This is a genomic window from Streptomyces kurssanovii, from assembly GCF_040677245.1.
Taxonomy (GTDB): Bacteria; Actinomycetota; Actinomycetes; order Streptomycetales; family Streptomycetaceae; genus Streptomyces; species Streptomyces kurssanovii.
This window is the reverse complement of record NZ_JBFAQK010000011.1, coordinates 64,843-87,001: the sequence shown is the minus strand read 5'-3', so window position 1 is coordinate 87,001 and position 22,159 is coordinate 64,843. Positions and strand designations below refer to the sequence as shown.

At 73.3% G+C, this 22,159-nt stretch carries 12 protein-coding genes and 1 pseudogene; 10 read left to right on the top strand and 3 right to left on the bottom strand.

Features of this window, described 5'->3' with window-relative positions; all coding sequences use genetic code 11:
- Positions 1-2 precede the first annotated feature (2 nt).
- The 8 genes from AB0K36_RS11390 to AB0K36_RS11355 all read left to right on the top strand — a co-directional run bounded on the left by AB0K36_RS11390 (position 3) and on the right by AB0K36_RS11355 (position 17,176).
- Positions 3-2,384 (top strand): VWA domain-containing protein, encoded by a 2,382-nt coding sequence (locus AB0K36_RS11390; RefSeq protein ID WP_364591593.1) that lies wholly within the window; start codon positions 3-5, stop codon positions 2,382-2,384.
- Between the two features lie 52 nt (positions 2,385-2,436).
- On the top strand, positions 2,437-5,919 hold the full coding sequence (locus AB0K36_RS11385; RefSeq protein ID WP_364591590.1) for a tubulin-like doman-containing protein: 3,483 nt from the start codon (positions 2,437-2,439) through the stop codon (positions 5,917-5,919).
- A gap of 2 nt (positions 5,920-5,921) precedes the next feature.
- Positions 5,922-8,657, top strand: a complete 2,736-nt coding sequence (locus tag AB0K36_RS11380) for a hypothetical protein (protein WP_364591587.1) — start codon at positions 5,922-5,924, stop codon at positions 8,655-8,657.
- Complete coding sequence (locus tag AB0K36_RS11375) at positions 8,654-10,786, top strand: hypothetical protein (RefSeq protein WP_364591584.1); 2,133 nt, start codon at positions 8,654-8,656, stop codon at positions 10,784-10,786. Before AB0K36_RS11380 ends, AB0K36_RS11375 begins: the two co-directional genes overlap by 4 nt.
- On the top strand, positions 10,783-13,125 hold the full coding sequence (locus AB0K36_RS11370) for a hypothetical protein (protein WP_364591581.1): 2,343 nt from the start codon (positions 10,783-10,785) through the stop codon (positions 13,123-13,125). The genes AB0K36_RS11375 and AB0K36_RS11370 overlap by 4 nt, the downstream gene beginning before the upstream one ends.
- 133 nt (positions 13,126-13,258) lie before the next feature.
- Complete coding sequence (locus AB0K36_RS11365; protein ID WP_364591578.1) at positions 13,259-14,488, top strand: arginine deiminase; 1,230 nt, start codon at positions 13,259-13,261, stop codon at positions 14,486-14,488.
- 61 nt (positions 14,489-14,549) lie between these two features.
- On the top strand, positions 14,550-15,581 hold the full coding sequence (argF, locus tag AB0K36_RS11360) for an ornithine carbamoyltransferase (RefSeq protein ID WP_364591575.1): 1,032 nt from the start codon (positions 14,550-14,552) through the stop codon (positions 15,579-15,581).
- Positions 15,582-15,745: 164 nt separating this feature from the next.
- Positions 15,746-17,176, top strand: a complete 1,431-nt coding sequence (locus AB0K36_RS11355) for an amino acid permease (protein WP_364591572.1) — start codon at positions 15,746-15,748, stop codon at positions 17,174-17,176.
- A gap of 22 nt (positions 17,177-17,198) precedes the next feature.
- On the opposite strand, the gene AB0K36_RS11350 is transcribed toward AB0K36_RS11355, so the two are convergent.
- Positions 17,199-17,648: an ATP-binding protein gene (locus tag AB0K36_RS11350; protein WP_435877844.1), complete on the bottom strand. Its 450-nt coding sequence runs from the start codon at positions 17,646-17,648 to the stop codon at positions 17,199-17,201.
- A 206-nt stretch (positions 17,649-17,854) separates the two neighbouring features.
- On the opposite strand from AB0K36_RS11350, the gene AB0K36_RS11345 reads away from it, so the two are divergent.
- Together AB0K36_RS11345 and AB0K36_RS11340 are read left to right on the top strand one after the other, a co-directional pair.
- Positions 17,855-18,682 carry an enoyl-CoA hydratase family protein gene (locus tag AB0K36_RS11345; protein WP_364591567.1) on the top strand — a complete coding sequence of 276 codons (828 nt, stop codon included), beginning with the start codon at positions 17,855-17,857 and terminating at the stop codon, positions 18,680-18,682.
- A gap of 1 nt (position 18,683) precedes the next feature.
- Positions 18,684-21,071: a bifunctional salicylyl-CoA 5-hydroxylase/oxidoreductase gene (locus AB0K36_RS11340; protein ID WP_435877836.1), complete on the top strand. Its 2,388-nt coding sequence runs from the start codon at positions 18,684-18,686 to the stop codon at positions 21,069-21,071.
- Here AB0K36_RS11340 and AB0K36_RS11335 read toward each other — a convergent pair.
- A pseudogene (locus tag AB0K36_RS11335) lies at positions 21,064-21,342 on the bottom strand (hypothetical protein); the annotation flags it as partial. The gene AB0K36_RS11340 and the pseudogene AB0K36_RS11335 overlap by 8 nt on opposite strands.
- Complete coding sequence (locus AB0K36_RS11330) at positions 21,339-22,157, bottom strand: PaaX family transcriptional regulator (protein WP_364591561.1); 819 nt, start codon at positions 22,155-22,157, stop codon at positions 21,339-21,341. The pseudogene AB0K36_RS11335 and the gene AB0K36_RS11330, both read right to left, overlap by 4 nt.
- Positions 22,158-22,159 lie beyond the last annotated feature (2 nt).

The window sequence follows — 22,159 nt, the reverse complement described above, 5'->3', positions numbered from 1 at the left end:
CGATGAGAATGTTCCGCAAGACGGGTGTGCCGGTGCTGGTCTGCGCACTCCTGATACTTCCGGCCGCGGCGCCGGGACAGGCCGCCGGCCCGCCGGGCAGGGCGGCCGCGCCGGCGTCCGACGGGCCCGACCCGATCGACTTCGCGGTCGTCGTGGACCAGTCGGAGAGCCTGTCCGACGAGGACCTGGCACGTGAGGTGGAAGCCGCCTCGCTGATCACCCAGGGCGAGATCTCCGCCCGTTCACGCGCCGCCGTCATCGGCTTCGGCAGCTCGGAGAAACCGGGCCAGTCACCGGTCAGCGAAGTATGCGCCCTCACCACGGCCGACACCGCGGGGCGGCAGCGGCTGAGCGACTGCGTGCAGCAACTGGCCCACCGCGACGACAAGAAGACGGGACCCGGCACCGACTTCCCCGCGGCCGTGCGGCAGGCCGTCGACCGGCTGGCGGAGAAGAGCGACAAGGAGACCCCCAAGGTCGTCTTCCTGCTCACCGACGGCCGCCTCGACGTCTCCGACAGCCCCGAGTACGGCACCGACGGGGCGAACCGCCAGGCCAACGGCGCGAAGCGCCTCACGGAGGAACTGGCCAGGGCGCGGCGGGAGTCCGTGCAGATCTGGCCGCTCGGCTTCGGCGACAGCATCGACCGGGCCGCGCTGACCAGGATGGCCGAGGGCGGATTCCGCAACGGCTGCGCCGACGTGCCCGACGCCGCCCCGAAGATGCGCGTCGTCGACAGCTCGGCGCAGATCGACAAGGCGCTCCAGGAGACCTTCGCCGCGGCCCGCTGCGCCCGCGTGGCGCACGGCACGGTCGGCAAACCGCCCGCCGACCTGTCCGTCACCATCCCGCCCATCGCCACCGACGGCTCCCTCACGGTCAGCAAGCACGACCCCAAGGTCACCGTCACCTACTACGACCCCAAGGGCCGGCGGGTGCCGACCCAGGGCGAGTTCGACGGTTCCGCGTTCGAGACCAGCGGACAGGACGGGCCGGTCGAGGCGCTGCGGGTGAAGAACCCGCTGCCGGGCAAGTGGCGGATCCGTATCGAGGCGCCGGAGGGCCACCGCGACCGCGAGGTCGCCGTGCGCGCCATCTGGCAGGGCAGGCTCCGTTCCGCGGTGACGCTCAGCCCAGCCTCGCCCCGCCCGGGGGAGGAGGCCGTCGTCGAGGTCCGTATGCAGACCCGGCGGGGCGTGGTCATCACCGACCCCGAGCAGCTCAACGGCATCCGGGTCTCCGCCCGGATGACCGGCGCGGGGTTCGACCCCGTCGTCGTACCGCTGGCGGACGGCGGCAAGAAGCCCGACGAGAGCGCGAAGGACGCCCGCTACGCCGGACGGTTCACCGTCCCCGCCACCGCCTCCGGGGAACTGCGGCTCACCACCGAGATGACCGCACCCGGCATCACCAGCGACCGCCGGCCCCTGCACGCCCGCGTTTCGCAGGGCCCCCCGGTGCTCACCGCCGGGCTGAGCGTCGACCGCGGCGACGTCCACCCCGGCCAGACGGTCAGCGGCACCCTGGACGTCACCAACAACGACTCCGGACCGCACACCCTGCGGCTCTCCCTCGCCGACCAGCCGCCCGGATCGGCGCTGCGCATCAGCCCGGCGACGGTGAACGCCGCACCCGGCGGCAGTTCCACCCCGTTCACCGTCACGCTCGGCCCGGACGTTCCCCTGGGCGAGCTGTCCGGACGGATCACGGTGACCGACCTCGGCGACGGAGGCCGGGTCGTGGACAACGTCTTCCTCGGGGTGCGCGTCACCGCCGAACCCACTCTGTGGGACAGGTGGTGGTGGGCCTTCACCGGCGCGGCGCTCCTGCTGTGCGCGCTGGCCGCCGTGGTCGCCGTGCGGCTGCGGGCAGGGGCCAGGCGACGGGACCTCTCCGGGGTACGGCTCGAACTGCGGGCGGAGGGACAGCGCCCCGACACGCTGACCGTCAGAGCCGGCCAGAGCCCCGGCGGGGAGTTCCTCTTCGGCGTCGGCCGCTCCGGCGGCGGGGCACCCGCGCTACGGCGCGGCGGAGGCTCCCAGGCGTACCGCCTGCGGCGCACGGCGGCCGGACAACTCCTGCTCAAGCCGCCCGGCGGACCGGAGCGGGCCATCGGGCAGGGCCAGCCGGCCGGCCTTGCCGACGGGTTCGAACTCGTCGTCGGCGACGCGCGTACCGCCTCCGGAACGGGCAGGTCCGGCCGGGACGGGCAGGGCCGGGGCCAGGGCGGCGGCCCCTTCGGCCGCCGTCGTGTGCCGGGACCGCGGGCCCCGAGGCCGCAGGGCTCCTCCGATCGCACCGGCCCCCGCGGCGGACGGACCCGGGGCGAACCCTCCGCCGCCCCGCCGCGACGGGGAACCACCCCTCCCGACCCCAACTTCTGACCCACCTCTCGGCCACGAGCGCCCGTCCACGGCGGCGCAAGGGGAGACAGACATGAAGATCTACCAGCCCATGCTCTACGTCGGTCTGGGCGGCACGGGTGCCAGGATCGGCGCGGACCTGGAGCGCGGACTGCGCCGGGAGCTGTGCGGGCCCGACGGCAACAAGCTGGTCACCGACGGCCGCAGGCTGCCGTTCCAGCTGCCGGACTGTCTGCAGTTCGTCTACGCGGACTTCAGCGAGTCCGAGCTGGACCGGCTCCAGCCCGCCGGCCTCAAGGCGGGGGAGAGCGCAGCCCACGCCCGTACCTCACGGATCATCCACGACCTGCTGCCCAGCGACTACGACAGCTCGCCCGAGGTGGCCCGGATGCTGCGGGTCGCGCTGCACGAGGAGACCCACCACTGGCTGCCGCCCCAGGAGCGGCAGCCCCGGGTCGCGCCCCTGCACACCGGCGCCGGGCAGTTGCCGACCGTGGGCAGGTCGGCGCTGTTCGCGACGCTGCGCAGCGGACTCGAGCCGGTGCTGCGGCAGTTGCGTGAGGCGATCGGCGCGATCAGCAACTCGCAGGGCGACCTGCGGGAGATGGGCGGCGGACAGATCCGCGGCTGCGACGTGTTCGTGGCGTTCTCCGTGGCCGGCGGCACCGGAGCCGGCATCTTCTACGACTTCATCCATCTCATCGGGCACGAGTTCCGCCGGTCCAAGGTCAAGGGCGTCAAGATCTATCCGCTCGTCGTCATGCCCTCCGCGTTCCCGCCGGAGGCCGGCGGCGGCCGTGAGGCCGAACTGAACTCGTCCCGCGCCCTGGTCGACCTCTCCCGCCTGGTCGACGACCAGAACGTGCCCAGTGCCCGGTCCGACTTCGGCGACGTGGAGGAGCAGGGATCACTCGGCGTCCGCTACCCGGGCGAAGGCCTCGTCACGCTGCGCCCGTCGACGGTGCAGACCGCGTTCCTGTTCAGCCGCACCGCCGGCATCGAGCCGGAGGACCTGCGCCGCTCCATCACCGCGATGGTGATGTCCCTCATCGGCACGGAACTCGGCGACGACAGCGGCCAGGGCCGCACCGAGGGCGACTACCAGTCCTTCGCGGCCAGCTTCGTCAACAAGAGCGTGGAGCGCTCCAAGCCGTCCAGGTCGGGCATCGGCCACCGGTCCATGTCGACCAGCCTGGCCGCCTCACTGACCGTGCCGGTCGACGACCTGGCCGAGATAGTGGCGGGCCGGCTGCTGGCGCAGGCCGTGCGGGCGATGGACGAGGAGGCGCGCAAGCCGGCCGACGACGGCACCGAACGGGTCCGCGACCTGTTCGACCGCTCCGCCATCGGCCGGCTGTGGTTGCGGGAGGCGCCGGAAGTGGTGCCGCCCGACCCGCTGCCCAAGGGCACCAGGGCCATCATGCAGGCCCTGCGGAACCGGCTCGGCGACATGGACGACGCACTCGGCAGGCTCCAGCGGGAACTGGACTCCGAGATCCCACGGCTGGTCGAGGAGTTCCGGCCGGGGTCGGGCTGCCGCGAACTGCTGGGCGTGATCGACCCGTTCAAGCTGGAGAGGCTTCTCGCCGGACTGCCCGGCCATCCGCAGCGGGTCGCGGAGGCCGGGTTCGTCGGCATGCTCGACAACCGCAGGAACGACCCGGAACGCGGCGAGGGCGTGGACGTCCACCCACCGCAGATCCCGCTGATCAAGCGGGCGGTCGGCGGACTCGTACCGGCCCGCTGGGGCGACCCCGACGTGCAGAACGCCCTCGACGAACAGGACGCCTGGTACCGGTGGCGGGCCCGGCAGAAGTGGCACCGCGGCTGGAAGGACCAGGAGTCGCGCTGGCGGCCCCCGCTGCTGCGCACCACCAAGGAGATCGGCGAGCTGGTCAAGGCGCTGCGCGGACACGAGGAGGACGAGCGCAAGTTCTTCGCGGAGCGGCGCAAGGAGCTCTACCGCAAGGACCGCAAGGGCGTGCTGTACCTGCTTCCTCCGCAGAACACCCTCGCCGCCTTCTACGACGACGTGATCCGCCGGCTCTACCAGCACGAGGACCTGCCGGAGAACCCGGGCGCCGCCCGCCTGGTGGCCAAGCTGATCCGGCCGGACGACTGGATGCGGGCCCTGGAGTCCGTGCGCCGTTCGCCGCAGGCCGGGGTCAAGGAGATCAAGCAGGTCATCGAACGGCGGGTCAAGGGATTGTTCGTGGAGTCGAGCGTGCTCGGCGACCGTCCGCTGCTGCCGTCCCTGGGGGTGCTGCTGCAGGCCGCGGCCGGTGACGAGGACGCCGCCGCGAAGGTGGACACCCGATGGCTGGAGCAGTTCCGCTCCCAGCTCGTCGGACTGCTCCCGGTCGGCTTCGAGCCGGACGGCAGCGGCCCGCTCAAGGTGCTCATCGTGCACCCGCAGAGCGAGGCAGGCTCGGGGGCCGCGGCCTTCCTCAAGCGTGAACTGCGCCTGCCGTACGGGACGGTGCCCGAATTCCGTGCCGTGGACACGGAGTCGATCACGGTGGTGCTGTTCCGCAGCGGCATGAGCCTCACCGACGTCTCGGAGGTGCGGCACGTGCTGCGGCTCTGGGCGGAGGCCCGGGACGCCGCCGGCGTGGACGACTTCCTGCACTGGCGCCAGCGCCTCGGCTACCGCGACGACTGGCTGGCCAGCACCGAGGAGGACCGGCGCCGCATCCTGCACCGCATCCTGTGCGCGGTCTGGAACGGCCTCGTCGAGGTCAAGGGATCACCCGACTCGCCCGAGCAGATCCGCATCCGCCTCCAGGAGGGCGGCGCGGCCACCATGACCCTGCGCCTCGAGGCCTTCGACAACAGCGTCTCCAGCTGGGCGGGGCTGCTGCGGGCCTACGAGCAGTGGGCTCTGCTCGACGAGGGCCGGATCGTCGAGGAGGTCTGCGAGCGGCTGATGAGCGCACAGCCGGTCGGTCTCGCCACCACACCGGAAGCCCCCTCGCCGCTGTTCCGCCGGCTGGTGCACGAGGTGGCGCCCCGCCAGCTCGCCCTGCTCAAGGAGCTGAGCGGGCAGTTCGGCGCCGAGGACGAGGAATGGCTCGTCCCGCTGCGCGACTTCTGGGAACAGACCTTCCCCGGCGCACTCGACATGCGCTTCCCCGGCGCCACCCGCCCCACCCGGCCCAACCTCCGGGCGCTCGACCAGCGCGTCGCGCAGAGCGAGGCCGCACGCCGCCAGGATGACGCGCCGGTCCCGGGGCCGCGCGACGAGCCGCGACCCGACCCGCGTGACGAGCGGCGACACGAACCACGCGACGAGCCGCGACCCGACCCGCGCTCGGACCCCCGGCGCGAACGGACGTACGCGGACGGGCAGGACGGGGGCCACGGACGGGGCGACGTGGGCCACGGCCGACGGGACGCGGGCCACGACCGTGACGCGCACCCGTACGACCACGAACCGGCCGCCGGCCCCCGCCGGGACGAGGGCGCCGCCCGCACACAGCCGCCGGCCCCCGCCGACCCCTGGGACGAGGGCGACTGGGGCCGCCACGGCCACGACCAGGACGGCGACCGATGGTGACCATGGAACAGAACCGCCCGGCCCATGCCGTCGTCGTGGACCTGCGGCACGGGGAACCGGTGACCGCGGCACTGAAGGAGACGGAGCACGACCGCACGCGGCGGTTCCTCGTCATCGACGACGCGGCGGACCTCGTGGACCACCAGCTCCGCTACGAGCAGCTCTACTCCTACGGACCGGCACGGCTGCTCTGCCTCGCGACCGGCGCCCCAGGGCAGCGGCAGCTCCATCGGCCGCTGCCGCTCGGCCCGCCGGAGGCCGGTGTGCTGTGGCTGCCCGACACGCTCGTGGGCGCCGCCCCGGGGACCGACAGGTTCGACGCGTCGCTGCGGCCGCTGCTGGAACTCCTCGTGGAACCGGCCGTGTTCGACAGCGTCCTCGGACAACTGGCGGACGTGCCGCACGGCGTCGCCGTGCCCGCCGTGCACGTACTGGAGCACGACCTGACGGAAGAGGCGCGGTCACGGGCGTGGCGGCAGGCGCTGGAGCACCTCACCGGCCAGGACCTGCCCGTATCCGTCGCCCCTCCGGAGGGCGGCACCGCGTCCGGCGGGACCCGGCGGGACGGTCTCACACCCGAACTGTCGCTCCTCCTCGGCCGGTCGGTCCCGCGCAGCCTCGCCGACCGGCCGTGGCTGACGCCCGGCGGCCGGACCGACATCCGGCACGAGGAGTGCGTGGACGCCCTGCACGACACCAGGGACGCCTACGAGGCGATCCGGGGCGCGGCCGGTCTGTTCGGCGGGGCCGGCAAGGAGGCCGACCTCCCCGCACGGTTCGAGGGCCTCGCCGGCGCGCTGGCCGCGTACAGAGCGGAGGTCGCGGGCGCGCTCGGCGACGGTGGCGGCGACCGTGTCCGCCCGGAACAGCGCGCGCGGCTGCTCGAGCGCGGCATCGAACTGACGGAGGTGCCGGAGGTGACCCGCGCGAGCGTGGGACCGGCGTTGCGCGACCACACGGAGCGCCTCCTCGGGCAGCGGCTGCCCCTGCGGTCCGTCGCGGCGACGCTCAACGCGCTCTCCGGCCGGTCGGCTCCGGCGGGAAGCACGGCGAGACTGCGCCGGCTCGACGAGACCTGTCCGCCGGAGCGGGTCGCGGAACTCCCGCTGCCGCCGCCGTTCCTGATGCGCCGCCATTGGGCGGCCGACGTGGGCCTGGCCCTGCTGATCTGCTGCGTCGCCGGACTGTGGCCGGGAATCGGGTGGTTCAGCGGCCCGCTCTGCGCGGCGGCGGGCGCGGGTCTCGCCGTACTGATGCTGCGGCGCCGGCCCAGTCGTTCCCGCGACGGCCGGCTGGACGGGGGCGGCGACACCCGCGCCCTCGCCCGCCTCGCCGCGGGCGCCGCCGGCGGGGCGGCCGGCGCGTTCGCCGGCACGGCGCTGTCCCTGCCGGCCTGGGCGGGCGCGGCGGCCCTGGCGCTCGCGCTGACCGCGCTGGTGCTGCTGGCGGTACGCGACTGGACGGCGGCGGTCGACGACTGGTGGGGGCAGACGGACTGGGCCTTCGCCGCGGGAGCGGTGGAAGGGGTCGACGAACTGCTGGCCGACACCGTCGTGCACGACTGGCTGCTCGCCGACGCCCGCTACCACTGCTCCGACGCGGCACGTGCCGTCGCCGTGCTGGTGGGATCACTCGCCGACACGGTGGAGGAAAGGCTCGACGCCGGTCCGTCCGTGGACCGGGGGCTGCCGGCGGACGAACCGGGCGGTCCGTCGGCCGGGCAGGCGGGCGGCTTCGACTGGGACAGCTGGGGCGACGGGGCCGACGACGACTGGCCGGAACCGGCCGTCCCGGACGCCGCCTCGCACACGGCCTTCCCGGACGGCGGGGCCGCTCACGACCCGTACGCAGCGGGGGACTTCGGCCCGGATACAGGGCAGAGCCCCGGCCCGGACCTCGGTTCCGACCTCGGCCCGGGCTTCGGCCCGGAATTCCGCTCAGGCTACGGCGGCGACGCCGCGCCCGGCTTCGGCTCCGGCTTCCGCCCGGGCTTCGACGATGGCCACGCCACGGGTGCCGCCCCGGACCCGGCCGCCGGCGGCCGCTCCGTGCCGCACACCGAGGGGACGCGGGCGCACACCGACGGGACACGACCCCACGCCGCGGAGGAACAGCCGCATGCCCTGCGCAGCCTGTGGCCGTCCCGCTCCGACGGCGACGGCCCGCCCTGGCTCGAGCGGGAGACCGGCGACGGCGGTCCGGAACTGGTCGACACGCTGGTCGGTGACCTGACCCACGGCGCCGCGCTGATCCTCGCCTCCCGCTGGGCCGCCGTGGAGCGTGAACCGGCGACCGCCACCAGGGTGCCGCTGCGCCCCCTGATGAACGAACTCCTCGACGAGGAGCACCGGCGGCTGATCAGGGACGCGGCCGCCGCGCCGCCCCCGTACGCCCCGGACCCGGGGAACCGGCCCGGCATCGCCGGCCTGCTCGGTGTCTCCTCCGACCGGGTGCGCCGTCTCCTGGCCGACGGCGGCACGGAGCACGTCGTCCCGCTGTGCGGGGCCGAGCACCGGCGGCTGCTCTCCAAGGACCCGCACGCGGCGCGGCGGTTCCGCTTCGCGCCGGAGGCCCTGAGGCGCGGCGCGGAGCCGGAGACCGGCCAGGACGCGTGGCCGGCCACGGCGGAAGACGTCGTGTGGACGGCGGGCGGCAGGCACGCCGGGGTGCTCACGCTGGTGCCGATGCGCCCGGACACGGTCAGGTCGGTCAGGGGAGAGGAGGGCGGAACGCGATGACCGTGCCGCACAGCACGGGGACACCGGCGGGGGACGTGGAGGAGCTCGAGTTCTACACCCACCGCCAGGACCCCGTCCGTTTCTCCGCCCGATTCTCCGACGACGTCCGAAAGCCCGAGCGGGCGCCGCTGCTGGCCAGGCAGGTGACCCTCAGCAAGGGCTGGCGGGTGATCCAGTACCGGCTGCCGCGCTCCGCGCAGGGCGGCGCCGACGCCTACGGCGCGCTCGAGCGGGAGGTCAGCGCGGCGGTCGCGGTGGAGCGGCAGCACGGGGCCGAGCCCTACAGCGAGCTGTTCACCCGTCTCGTCGGGTTCCATCTCGACGCTCCGGAGCCCTTCGTCCTCTACAAGGCGCACGCGGGGCGGCCCGTCGCCGCCCGGCAGGGCGCGCTGACCGTGGCGGAACAGCACAAGGTGCTCAGCCAGCTCGCGCTCGCGGTGCGCCTGCTGGAGGACGTCCAGTTGGTGCACCGGGACATCAACCCCTACACGGTCCGCTGGGACGGCACCCATGTGCGGCTGGGCGAGCTGTACCGCACCCAGCGGGTCGACGAGCCCCGCGAGGCGTTCGGTGCTGCGCCGTGGGCCGCGCCGGAGCAGCGGGACGGCGTGGGCACCGCCGATCCCCGCGACGACCTGTGGTCGGTGGCCCGGCTCATGTACTTCCTGCTGTCCGGCCGTCCCGGGGACGCGACCGCGCCTCCCGAGGACCTGGCCGACTTCCGCAGGCTCGCCGCGCTCACCGAAGGTGGTGCGTTCGCTCCCCTGGCGGAGATGCGGGCGGCGCCGGCCGAGCTGATGCGCCTGCTGAACGTCGGCGATCCGCCGGCCGTGGTCTCCTCCGCCCCGGACCCGCTCGGACGCGCCCGCGCGGAGTTCGACGCCAGGCTCGCGGAGAAGCGCGACCGGCTCGGGCTCGCCGCCCCGGCGGAGCAGGAGCAGGTGTACGTGGAACTGGTCGACCCCCCGCCCCGCCGCTCGCTGCGGCGGCTGCTGGGCGGCGGCCGTCCGCCCGCTCCCAGGCCGGCTCCCGAACCCCGGCAGAACGGCCCGGTGGACGTGCCCCTGCCCTCCAGGCCCCCGTTGTGCCCGCACTGTCTGCTGCCGGTGCACTACGACGAGACGCAGCTCTTCACACTCGACAGCAAGAAGGAGCCCAGGAAACTGGACCTGAGCGCGGAGTACCGTCCGATGCACCGTCAGGACGCCCTGCGCCAGGCCTTCCAGATGTGCCCGCACGCGGACGAGAACCAGCCGCACCGGCTGCCCGTCCCCTACCTCACCAGCGGTGAACCGCTCACCGTCGCCATGGTCGGCAGCTCCGCAGCCGGCAAGACCCACCTGCTGGCCGCCATGCTCGGCGAGATCGAACAGGGCGGTCTCGAGCCGTACGGGCTCAAGTGCCTTCCGCTCAACCCGGAGGAGCACCGCGAGTACCTCGCCGAGACGGTCCACCCGCTGCACCGCGGGGAGGTGCTGCGGCGTACGGGGCAGGTGCGTTTCGCCGAGTTCGCGGACGGTCTGCTCGTCACCGGGCACGGGGTGACCCGGCCCGTCGTCTTCTTCGACCTGGCAGGCGAGGACCTGGCGCAGAACAGCGACGTGACCCGGTTCCTCATGGGCGTGGGCGCGTTCATCTTCGTGCTCGACCCGCTGCGGGCGCTGCGCCTGCCCCAGCTCGACCCGGTGCGTGAGCGCACCGGACTGGTCCAGCGCGACCTCGGCGACGAGGCGTTCGCCACCGTGCTCGGCCGGATCCCGCGCACCGGCCCGTACATCACCGCCCCCGCCGCCGTGGCACTGAACAAGAGCGACCTGGTCCGCTTCGACCCCTCGGTGGACCGCTGGCTGGCCCGCGGTCTGCCGGCGGTCCTGGACGAGCGCACCCTCCGCGCGGAGAGCCGCGACGTCCACGCCTTCGTCCGGCACCACGGCAGCCAGGCCTGGCTGAAGCCGTTCGACGACTGCGCCCGCTGCACGCTGCACTTCGTGGCGGCGACCGGCGGCCAGGAGAGGGGCGAGACGTTCCCGCACGGCGTGCGGCCGCGCCGGGTCCTCGCCCCGCTGCTGTCCGTGTTCGCGATGTGCGGGCTCCTGCCCGGAGCCGAGTTGAGGGAGACAGGGGTATGACGTCACGTCACACCGGGACCGTGGACCAGATCGTCTTCCGCTGGGACGCCGCAAACCCGATGGGCAACACGGGCTTCGGCCCGGTCGCCTGGTCCGGCGAACGCAGCGAGGTCGTACGACTGTTCCGGCCCGTCACCCACCTGCTCAGGTCGGCGGGCCCCGACACGTCCCCCGCGCTCGTGCGCCTGGTGAGCGAGGACTCGGCGACGGCGCTGCTGGTGCACCGGACGTCCGGGCGCGGCCTCGGAGGCCGCCAGGACACCTTGTGCCACGCCCTGTACGGGGCAGAGCGGAGCCTCGGCCCCGAGACCTGCCTCGGGCTGCGCACCTGGGACTGGGAGGGCAGTGGCATCGAGCTCGGCGAGGTCCGCGGCGCGCTGGACCCGGTGCCGCTCGGCGCCCTCGAACGGTCGGCCCTCGAGGGCGGGAAGCGGCTGGCCGGCGGGCTCCGCCGGACGGAGGCCGAACTGACGGCGGTCGCGGCGGAGGTGCTGCGCGACCCGGCCGCGCTGCACACCGTGCTGGACCGCGCGGGCGACGACGGACCGTGCCTGCTGCTGTGGGCCCTGTACGGGATCTTCGGCAAGGCCCTGCCGCAGCCGTGGACGTTCGCCACGCACGACACCGCGGAGAGCCGTCGGATCAGGTTCATGTTCGTGAGCCGCTGGTCCAGTTCGCCCGACCAGGACGGGCCGAGGGTCCGCACGGACCCCCTCCAGGCACCGGACGGCCGGCCGCGGGACGTGGCGGAGCGCCTGGTACGCGCCTACCTGTACGCGGTCGAACGAGGCGACGCGCACGAGTTCGAGCTCGCCGACGCGCTGTCGACGGCGCTGCCCCGTGGCGCGGCCGTGAGCAGCCGCGCGCTGTTGGCCGCCTCGGAGGACGCCCTGGCCGCGCTCGTGCGCCGCACCGGCAACGCACGGTCCGGGCCCCGCCCGTACCGTCCGGAGCCGTCCACGGCGGACGCGTACTACGCGGACGAGCCGTCCACGCCTGCGCCGTACCGCACGGGTGAGGCACCGGGGGCCGGGCCGTACCGTACGGAGCCGTCCCGGTCCGTTGAGTACGGCGCGGAACCGTCGACGCCCGCTCCGTACCGCACAAGGGAGCCGGTCGTGCCGGCGCCCGCCTCCGAGCGGTCCGTTCCGGACGGGTCCCGCCGTGCGGGCGGCCCCGGCGGCCCCGCGCCGTTGGACGAACCCGACCGGCCACTGTCCGCAACGCCGTTCGCCACGCCGCCCGTTCATGACACGCGGCCGCCGGTGGCACCGCCTGCCGGGCCACCGGGGCGGCTTCCCTTCGTCCGCCCGACCTGGCCGGAGCCGGACGGGGAGCGGCGCCGGCGGCCGGTGCTCGGCCGCCGCTCCGCCCCCAGGGAGACCGGCTCACTGCCCGCGCGGCTGGTCGGCTGCCGTGACGAGCGGGAACTCGCCGACACCATCAGGGAGTCGGGCAACGGCGACCTGCTGACGGTGCTGGAGGGCGACCCCTCGTACGACGTGCTGACGCTGGTCGTGCGCCGGATCGCGGAGGGCTGGCCCGACTGGACCGCGGGGGAGCGCAAGCGCATGTGCGACGCGGTCCTCGGCCGGCGGCTCTATCTCTCTCCCGGTGCCTCCGCCGCCCGGGGCGGCCCGGACGACGCCGTCCGCGCCGCGAACGCGGCATCGCTGTACCGATGGGCCGTGCGGCCGTTCGCCGCCGAACCGGATGTGGGGAACCGCCTGGAGAGGCTGCTGCCCGAACTGTGCGGCGGGACCGACCCGATCGGGCGCGGCGCGGCCGAGCAGATCCTCACCGGCCGCACCGACCCGGGGATCACGCTGCCGGTGTGGCAGGCGCTGGTGCGCCGGTCGATGACGCATCCGGGGCCGCCGCCCGCTCACGTCACGCACGAGCCTCCGGAGCCCCCCGGCCGGGCGGCGGAGCGCCTCGAGCAGCGGCCCCTCACCCCGGAGCGGCCGCCCGGTCCGCCGGAGTACCGGGAGCGCCCCGCGTGGCCGGGCGAGCCGCCCCGCCGCGCACCCGAGCCGGACCGCCGCCCCGAGCCGGACCGCCGCCCCGAGCCGCCCCATCGTGCATCGGGCCCGGACCGTCGTGTGCCCCATCCAGCCCGGCAACCCCACCACGACCCGGAGCCTCCGGGCGCCGCCGCGGCCCAGCCGCAGACCCGGACCGTCTACCCGTCCGGCGAAGGGGGGCGGTCCGGGAGCGACCACGGCGGGCGCCGCTCGTCCGCCACGACCGCCGGGAACGGGCGGGGGTTCGTCCTCGCCCTCGGCGGCTTCGGTGCGGTGCTGGTGGTCCTCATCGTGGTCCTCGCCGTGACGTCCTGAAAGCCCGCCGCGGCGGCAGAACCGCGGCCGGGCGGCCGACGGGCGGCCGACGCGCGGCAGAAGCGCGACGGAAGAGCGGCCGAAGATCCGCGTACGGCGTGTGTCCGGCGGCCCGCACGGCCAGGATGGGGGCATGGGATTCCATGTCGACTCCGAGGCCGGGCGGCTCCGCCGGGTCGTACTGCACCGGCCCGATCTGGAGCTGAAGCGGCTCACACCGAGCAACAAGGACGCACTGCTCTTCGACGACGTGCTCTGGGTGCGCCGCGCCCGGCAGGAGCACGACGGGTTCGCGGACGTGCTGCGCGACCGGGGGGTGGAGGTCCATCTCTTCGGTGATCTGCTGCGCGAGTCGCTGGAGCTCTCCGAGGCCAGGAAACTCGTGCTGGACCGGGTCTTCGACGAGAAGGAGTACGGCCCGCTCGCCACCGACCACCTGCGGGCCGCCTTCGACGAACTGCCCACCGCCGCCCTGGTGGAGGCCTTGGTCGGCGGGATGACCAAACGGGAGTTCCTGGCGGGCCATTCGGAACCGACGTCCGTGCGTTTCCATGTGATGGATCTGGACGACTTCCTGCTCCACCCGCTGCCGAACCACCTTTTCACCCGTGACACCTCGGCATGGATCTACGACGGCGTCGCCATCAACGCGATGCGCTGGCCGGCCCGCCAGCGCGAGACGGTGCACTTCGAGGCGATCTACAAGCACCATCCGCTCTTCGTGGGCCCGGAGGCGGGCCCGTTCCATCACTGGTCGGAGGGGCAGGACGACTACCCGTCCACCATCGAGGGCGGCGACGTGCTGGTGCTCGGCAACGGCGCGGTGCTGATCGGGATGAGCGAGCGCACGACGCCGCAGGCCGTGGAGATGCTGGCGCGCGGACTGTTCGCGGCCGGTTCGGCGCGCACGATCGTGGCCCTCGACATGCCCAAGCGGCGGGCGTTCATGCATCTGGACACGGTCATGACGATGGTGGACGGCGACACCTTCACCAAGTACGCGGGTCTCGGCATGCTCCGCTCGTACACCATCGAACCGGCCGAGGGCGGGGGCCTCAAGGTCAGTGACCATCCGCCGGAGCGGATGCACGACGCGATAGCGGCCGCGATCGGACTGAAGGAGGTCCGGGTGCTGACGGCGACGCAGGACGTGCACGCGGCCGAGCGTGAGCAGTGGGACGACGGCTGCAACGTGCTTGCCGTGGAGCCGGGCGTCGTCGTGGCCTACGAACGCAATGTCACCACCAACACCCATCTGCGCAAGCAGGGCATCGAGGTCATCGAGATCCCCGGCAGCGAACTGGGCAGGGGCCGTGGCGGTCCGCGGTGCATGAGCTGTCCCGTCGAGCGGGATGCTGTATAGCAATGCAGAGGATCGTATAGAGTTCCATTGTCACCGCATCCGCCACGCAGGAGCAGCCATCATGGCGATACATCTCGAAGGCCGCCACTTCCTCAAGGAGCTCGATTTCACCGCCGAGGAGTTCCGCGGTCTCGTCGACCTGGCCGCAGAGCTCAAGGCGGCCAAGCGCGCGGGCACCGAGGTGCAGCGGCTGCGCGGCCGCAACATCGTGCTGATCTTCGAGAAGTCGTCGACCCGCACCCGCTGCTCCTTCGAGGTGGCGGCCGCCGACCAGGGCGCTTCGACGACCTACCTCGACCCGTCGGGCTCCCATATCGGCAGCAAGGAGTCCGCCAAGGACACCGCCCGGGTGCTCGGCCGGATGTTCGACGCCATCGAGTTCCGCGGTGACGGCCAGGACATCGTGGAGGAGCTCGCGGCCCACGCGGGCGTGCCCGTCTACAACGGCCTCACCGACGACTGGCACCCCACCCAGATGCTGGCCGACGTCCTCACCATGAAGGAGCACAGCGACAAGCCGCTGGAGGCGCTCTCCTTCGCCTACCTCGGCGACGCCCGCTTCAACATGGGCAACTCGTACCTGGTAACCGGTGCTCTTCTGGGCATGGACGTCCGGATCGTCGCGCCCAAGGCGTACTGGCCCGCCGAGGAGGTCGTCGCTCAGGCGCACCGGGCCGCTGCCGTGAGCGGCGCGAGGATCACGCTCACCGAGGACGTCGCGGAGGGCGTGCGGGGCGCCGACTTCGTCGCCACCGACGTCTGGGTGTCGATGGGGGAGCCCGCGGAGGTCTGGGACGAGCGGATCAAGGCGCTGGCTCCCTACGCCGTGACCATGGACGTGCTGCGCGCCACCGGCAACCCGGGGGTGAAGTTCCTCCACTGCCTGCCCGCCTTCCACGACCTGGGCACCAAGGTCGCCCGGGAGATCCACGAGCGGCACGGGCTGACGGAGCTGGAGGTCAGCGACGAGGTCTTCGAGTCGGAGCACTCCGTCGTCTTCGACGAGGCGGAGAACCGTATGCACACCATCAAGGCCGTGATGGTGGCCACGCTGACGGGTGTCACGGCCGGCGGGAGCACGGCATCCGTATAGCCATGCGCCGAATTGGGTGATCATGCGTACAGCGGGCTAGTATGTCCGCCATCAGTGGGGTCCGGGCTCGCACGCCCGGACCCCACTCGTGCGTCTCCGTACGACCGGACCACCGAATCGCCGAACGACCGAACGACCGAACCACCGAAGAAGAGAACGTCCCCATGCGTATCAAGAGCCCGGCCCAACTTGTCGCCGATTCGGGCGCCGACCTCGAGGGTCACGGCCTCCGACGGACCATGGGGCTCTTCCAGCTCGTCTGCTTCGGTGTCGGGGCCATCGTCGGCACCGGCATCTTCGTCGGCCTGTCCGACTCCGTCTCCGAGGCCGGGCCCGCGGTCGTCGTCTCCTTCGTGCTCGCCGCGATCACCTGCGTCTTCACCGCCTTCTCCTTCGCGGAGCTGGGCAGCGCGATCCCGGTGTCCGGCAGCTCGTACTCGTTCGCCTACGCCACCCTCGGCGAGCGCACGGCGTTCCTCGTCGGCTGGTGCCTGCTCCTCGAGTACGGCGTCTCCGCGTCCGCGGTCGCCGTCGGCTGGGGCCAGTACCTCGAGGAACTGCTCCACAGCCTCACCGGTCTCACGCTGCCGGCGGCGCTCTCCGCTCCGCCGGGCGACGGCGGCGTCGTCAACGTCCCCGCCGTCGTGGTGATGGTCCTCGCGGCGCTGCTCCTGGCGCGCGGCGTGCGCGAGAGCGCCCGCGCCACCGCCGTCATGGCCGTGGTCAAGATCGCGATCCTGGTGCTCTTCTGCGCGATCGCGTTCACCGCGTACACCTCGGACAACCTCTCCCCGTTCTCGCCGCACCATCTGGCGGGCGTCACGTCGGGCGCGTCCCTCGCCTTCTTCTCGTACATCGGCTTCGACGCGATCACCACGGCGGGCGAGGAGGTCAAGAACCCCCGGCGCAACATCCCGCTCGCGATCATGATCTGCATCGGCGTCGTCACGCTGCTCTACTGCTCCGTCGCTCTCGCCGCCATCGGCGCCATGTCCGCCGACGACGTCGCCGACAGGCCGGCGGCCCTGTCGCTGATCGTGAACGACGTCACCGGTTCCACGCTGGGTGGCGGCGTGATCGCCTTCGGCGCGCTGGTCGCCATCGCCTCGGTCGTCCTGGCCGTGATGTACGGCCAGACCCGGATCCTGCTGTCCATGTCCCGCGACGGTCTCGTCCCGCGGGTCTTCGAGCGGGTCTCGCCGAAGACGTCCACCCCGGTCGCGGGCACCTGGATCGTCGCCGCGACCTTCGCCGTCCCCGCCGCGGTCGTACCGCTCGACGTGGTGATGAACCTGACGACCATCGGCACGCTCGCCGTGATGGCCGTCGTCAACGTGGCCGTCATCGCGCTGCGCCGCCGTTACCCGGACACCGAGACGCGGTTCCGTGTGCCCTTCCACCCGGTCACGCCGGTGCTCGGCGTCGCCTGCTGCCTGTATCTGATGTGGGGGACGGGCCGGGCCACCTGGCTCCAGTTCTCGGTGTTCCTGCTGGCCGGAGGCGTCCTCTACGCGCTCTACGGCCGCCGGAACTCCCGTCTCGCGGCCGGCCCGCACCAGGCCGGGACCGAACAGAAGCGGCTCGTCGACGCCTAGGGTCCTAGGGTCCTTCGTTGGATCAGGCCGATCCCGGGAGGGTGAACCAGACCGCCTTGCCGCGTGCCGTGGGCCGATGACCGCAGGCGGTGCTCAGCGCCCGGATCAGGAGCAGGCCGCGGCCGTGCTCCTGCCAGGGATCGGGCTGCGGCAGCGGGGCGGACGGCGACAGTCCGTGGGGCGGCGTCGGGTCGTGGTCGTGGACCTCGACCTGGCAGCCCGTCGGCAGCAGCTCCACCACGAGCTCTATGGGTGAACCGCCGGGGGTGTGCTCCACGGCGTTCGCGACCAGCTCGGCCGTGAGCAGCTCGGCGGTGTCACGGTCGGGGGGCGCGGGGTGGTCGCCGCCCGCCAGCGCCGCACGCACCAGGGCGCGGGCGATGGGCACGGCCGCCGTGGTGTGCGGCAGCGGGACACGCCATGAGGCGGAGTCGGTGGCTGGGGACAAGGCGGGCTTTCTGTTCGGTGGCAGTTGCTGATCACGACCCTACGAAGTCCGGGACGCCGGAACAGGGGCGAGTACCCCGCCGGCCCGGCACCTGTGCCACAACCGGTACGGGACTTTCGCGGAGTCGCAACACTCGTATCGCGCACTCATGACGGAAGTCACGAATGAGTGATAGCTTCGAAGTCAGAGGCAGCGCAGCAGACCGCCCGTGCCGAGGGAGGCCCCACTCCATGAGCCCCTTTACCGGTTCCGTGCCACGTACGCAGGAGTGGCGTCATCTGCAGGTGACGAGGAAGGACGGTGTCGCGACCGTCACCCTCGCCCGCCCGGAGAAGCTCAACGCCCTCACCTTCGGCGCCTACGCCGACCTGCGCGACCTGCTCGCCGAGCTGTCACGGGAGCGGTCGGTGCGCGCCCTCGTGCTCGGCGGCGAAGGACGCGGATTCTGCTCCGGCGGGGACGTCGACGAGATCATCGGCGCGACCCTGTCCATGGACACCGCCCAGCTCCTCGACTTCAACCGGATGACGGGCCAGGTCGTACGGGCGGTCCGCGAGTGCCCCTTCCCCGTGATCGCCGCGGTGCACGGCGTGGCGGCGGGCGCGGGCGCGGTGCTGGCGCTGGCCGCGGACTTCCGGGTCGCGGACCCGTCGGCGCGGTTCGCCTTCCTCTTCACCAAGGTGGGGCTCTCCGGCGGTGACATGGGCGCGGCCTATCTGCTGCCCCGCGTCGTCGGCCTCGGCCATGCGACCCGCCTGCTCATGCTGGGCGAGCCGGTCCGCGCGGCGGAGGCTGAACGCATCGGCCTGATCAGCGAACTGGCCGACGAAGGCCAGGCGGACGCCCGGGCCGCCGAGCTCGCCCGCCACCTCGCGGACGGCCCGGCACTGGCGTACGCCCAGACGAAGGCGCTGCTGACGGCCGAGCTCGACATGCCGCTCGCGGCGTCGGTCGAGCTGGACGCGGCGACGCAGGCGCTGCTGATGAACGGCGACGACTACGCCGAGTTCCACGCGGCCTTCACCGAGAAGCGGCCGCCCAAGTGGCAGGGCCGCTGACATGTCCTCCCTGACGCCACCCCCTGCCGGGCCCGCGGCCACGACCCAAGCGGCAGGCTCGGACCGGCCCCGGCCCGCGGTCCCGGACGCCGAGGCCCCGGCGGTGCGGAAGGCGCGGCCGCTTCGGATCGCCGTCATCGGCGGCGGGCCCGGCGGGCTGTACGCGGCCGTGCTGCTCAAGCGGCTCGACCCCGCACGCGAGATCACCGTCTGGGAACGCAACGCGCCCGACGACACGTTCGGCTTCGGCGTCGTGCTGTCCGACGAGACCCTGGGCGGGATCGAGCACGCCGACCCCACCGTCCACCGCTTGCTCCAGCGCGAGTTCGTCCGCTGGGACGACATCGACATCGGCCACCGCGGACAGACCCTGACCTCCGGCGGACACGGCTTCGCCGCCCTGGGCCGCCGCAGGCTCCTGGAGATCCTCCACGAACGCTGCGAGTCCCTCGGCGTACGCCTGCGCTTCCGTACCCCGGCGCCGCCCGCCGCCGAACTCGCCGCGGACCACGACCTCGTCATCGCCGCGGACGGCGTCCACAGCGCCACCCGCGAGGCGCACGCCGACGTCTTCGCGCCCCGTGTCACCACCCACCGCTGCCGCTACATCTGGCTCGCCGCCGACTTCGCCTTCGACTCGTTCCGGTTCGAGATCGCAGAGACCGAGCACGGCGTGATGCAACTGCACGGCTACCCCTACGCGGCCGACGCCTCCACCGTCATCGTCGAGATGCGCGAGGAGGTCTGGCGTGCCGCCGGCTTCGACACCTGTGACGAGCAGCAGTCGACGGAACGCTGCGCCAAGGTCTTCGCCGAGGTCCTCGGCGGCCGGCCCCTGCGCGGCAACTCCTCCGCCTGGACCGCCTTCCGCACCGTCGTCAACGACCGCTGGTCGCACGGCAACATCGTGCTCCTCGGCGACGCCGCGCACACCGCCCACTTCTCCATCGGCTCCGGCACCAAGCTCGCCGTCGAGGACGCCCTCGCCCTCGCCGCCTGCGTCGAGGAGCAGCCCGGCCTGCCGGCGGCCCTCGCCGCCTACGAGAGCGAACGCCGTCCGGTCGTCGAGTCCACCCAGCGCGCGGCCGCCGCCAGCCTGCGCTGGTTCGAGGAGCTGGCAGTCCACACCGACCAGCCGCCGCGCCAGTTCGCCTTCAACCTCCTCACCCGCAGCCGCCGCGTCACCCACGACAACCTGCGGCTGCGTGACCCCGCCTTCACCGACGCGGTCGAGCGGGACTTCGGCTGCCCGCCGGGCACGCCGCCGATGTTCACCCCGTTCCGGCTGCGCGGCCTGACCCTGCGCAACCGTGTCGTCGTCTCACCGATGGACATGTACGTCGGCGAGGACGGCATGCCCGGCGACTTCCACCTCGTCCACCTCGGCGCCCGCGCCCTCGGCGGGGCGGGCCTGGTCATGACCGAGATGGTGTGCGTCAGCCCCGAGGGCCGGATCACCCCCGGCTGCACCGGGCTCTACACGGCCGAGCAGGCGGCCGCCTGGCGCCGCGTCACCGACTTCGTCCACCACCACGCGCCCGGCACCGCGATCGGCGTCCAGCTCGGCCACTCCGGCCGCAAGGGCTCCACCCGGGTCATGTGGGAAGGCATCGACCAGCCGCTCGACACCGGCAACTGGCCGGTGTCCGCCGCCTCCCCGCTCCCGTACCGGCCGGGGGTCAACCAGGTCCCGGGCGCCCTCGACCGCACGGGGCTCGCCGAGATCAGGCAGCAGTTCGCCGCGGCCGCCCGGCGCGCCGCCCGCAGCGGCTTCGACCTCCTCGAACTCCACTGCGCCCACGGCTATCTGCTCTCCGGTTTCCTCTCGCCGCTGACCAACCGGCGTCTCGACGCGTACGGAGGTTCGCTCGAGAACCGGCTCCGCTTCCCGCTAGAGGTGTTCGACGCCGTGCGGGAGCAGTGGCCGCAGGACCGGCCGATGACGGTCCGGATCTCGGCCACCGACTGGGCCGACGGCGGGACCACCGCGGAGGACGCCGTCGCCGTCGCCCGCGCCTTCGCCGCTCACGGCGCCGACGCCATCGACGTCTCCACCGGCCAGGTCGTCGCCGAGGAACGCCCCGAATACGGCCGCTCCTACCAGACCCCGTACGCCGACCGGATCCGCAACGAGGCGCACATCCCGGTGATCGCCGTCGGCGCGATCTCCTCCTGGGACGACGTCAACTCGATCCTGCTGGCCGGCCGCGCCGACCTCTGCGCCCTGGCCAGGCCGCACCTCTACGACCCGAACTGGACGCTCCACGCGGCGGCCGACCAGAACTACACCGGCGACGGGGCGCCCTGGCCGCTGCCGTACCGCGCGGGCAGCCGTAAGCCGCCCACGGGCCGCACGGACGCCCCCAAACCGAGGCTCACCCTCGGCTGAGGACGGCCGGCGTGGGCACCGGCTTGGCCCGGAAGCCGTGCAGATGGCGTGTGGCCGTGTCGATGGTGATCCAGCGGCCGGTGTGCCGGCCGCGCCCTATGGTGGTCAGCTGCTCGTGCCCCATGCCGGGGTAGGCGGACGCGACGAACACCTTCGCACCGCCCTGGTACGCCCTGGTGCCGGGCCGCAACTCCTGCCCGAAGTCCCCGTACCGCCGCCACAGCACCACGTTCGCCGCCACCGTCCAGGCCGGTTCGAGCTCCTCGCTCACGGCCGTGATTCACCGGTCACGAACGGCGCGCCCGCGTCCCGGAGCCGTGCGTGCAGCCGTCCGAAGACCTCGGCGGACCGCCCGCCGGGCCAGCCCTGGGGCAGCAGCTCGGCGGGCAGGCCGGGGTCGGCGTAGGGCAGCCGCCGCCACGAGTCCAGCGCCGGCAGATAGTCCCGGTACGCGTCCTGCGCGGGCGTCTCCTCGCGGGCGTCCCAGGAACGCAGCACGGGCTCGTGCCGGTCGAGGAAGTCCTCGTGCTGCTTGGCGATCGCCGCCAGGTCCCACCAGCGGGAGACCGCCTCCGCCGTCGCCGCGAAACCGAGGTGCTCACCGCGGAACAGGTCGACGTACGTGTCGAGTCGCAGCCGCCGCAGCGTGTGCCGGGTCTCCTCGCAGAGCCGGGCGGGGGCGATCCACACCCCGGGCGCGGCGGCCCCGAAGCCGAGTCTGACCAGCCGCGAGCGCAACAGGTGGCGCTTGTGCCGCTCGGCCTCGGGCACGGAGAACACGGCGATGACCCAGCCGTCGGACAGATCGGCGGAGGACGGCGCGTAGATCCGCCGGTCCCCGTCGTCGAGCAGTTGCCGGGCGTCCGCGGACAGCGCGTAACCGGCCGCGCCCTCCGGGGTGCGCTCCGGTACGAGCAGCCCGCGGCGTTTGAGCCGGGAGACGGAGGAACGCACGGACGGGGCGTCCACGCCCAGGACGCCCAGCAGCCGGATCAGCTCGGCCACGGCGAGCGGACCCGGCCGTTCGCGTCCGTACGCGCCGTACAGGGTGACGATCAGGGATCTGGGGGTGTGCTGCTCGGCCACGC

Bases quoted from the DNA above. Each gene is read 5' to 3' on its own strand.
- AB0K36_RS11370 (WP_364591581.1), top strand. From the start codon at position 10,783: ATGACGTCACGTCACACCGGGACCGTGGACCAGATCGTCTTCCGCTGG.
- AB0K36_RS11380 (WP_364591587.1), top strand. From the start codon at position 5,922: ATGGAACAGAACCGCCCGGCCCATGCCGTCGTCGTGGACCTGCGGCAC.
- AB0K36_RS11385 (WP_364591590.1), top strand. From the start codon at position 2,437: ATGAAGATCTACCAGCCCATGCTCTACGTCGGTCTGGGCGGCACGGGT.
- AB0K36_RS11355 (WP_364591572.1), top strand. From the start codon at position 15,746: ATGCGTATCAAGAGCCCGGCCCAACTTGTCGCCGATTCGGGCGCCGAC.
- AB0K36_RS11340 (WP_435877836.1), top strand. From the start codon at position 18,684: ATGTCCTCCCTGACGCCACCCCCTGCCGGGCCCGCGGCCACGACCCAA.
- AB0K36_RS11345 (WP_364591567.1), top strand. From the start codon at position 17,855: ATGAGCCCCTTTACCGGTTCCGTGCCACGTACGCAGGAGTGGCGTCAT.
- AB0K36_RS11365 (WP_364591578.1), top strand. From the start codon at position 13,259: ATGGGATTCCATGTCGACTCCGAGGCCGGGCGGCTCCGCCGGGTCGTA.
- argF (WP_364591575.1), top strand. From the start codon at position 14,550: ATGGCGATACATCTCGAAGGCCGCCACTTCCTCAAGGAGCTCGATTTC.
- AB0K36_RS11375 (WP_364591584.1), top strand. From the start codon at position 8,654: ATGACCGTGCCGCACAGCACGGGGACACCGGCGGGGGACGTGGAGGAG.
- AB0K36_RS11390 (WP_364591593.1), top strand. From the start codon at position 3: ATGAGAATGTTCCGCAAGACGGGTGTGCCGGTGCTGGTCTGCGCACTC.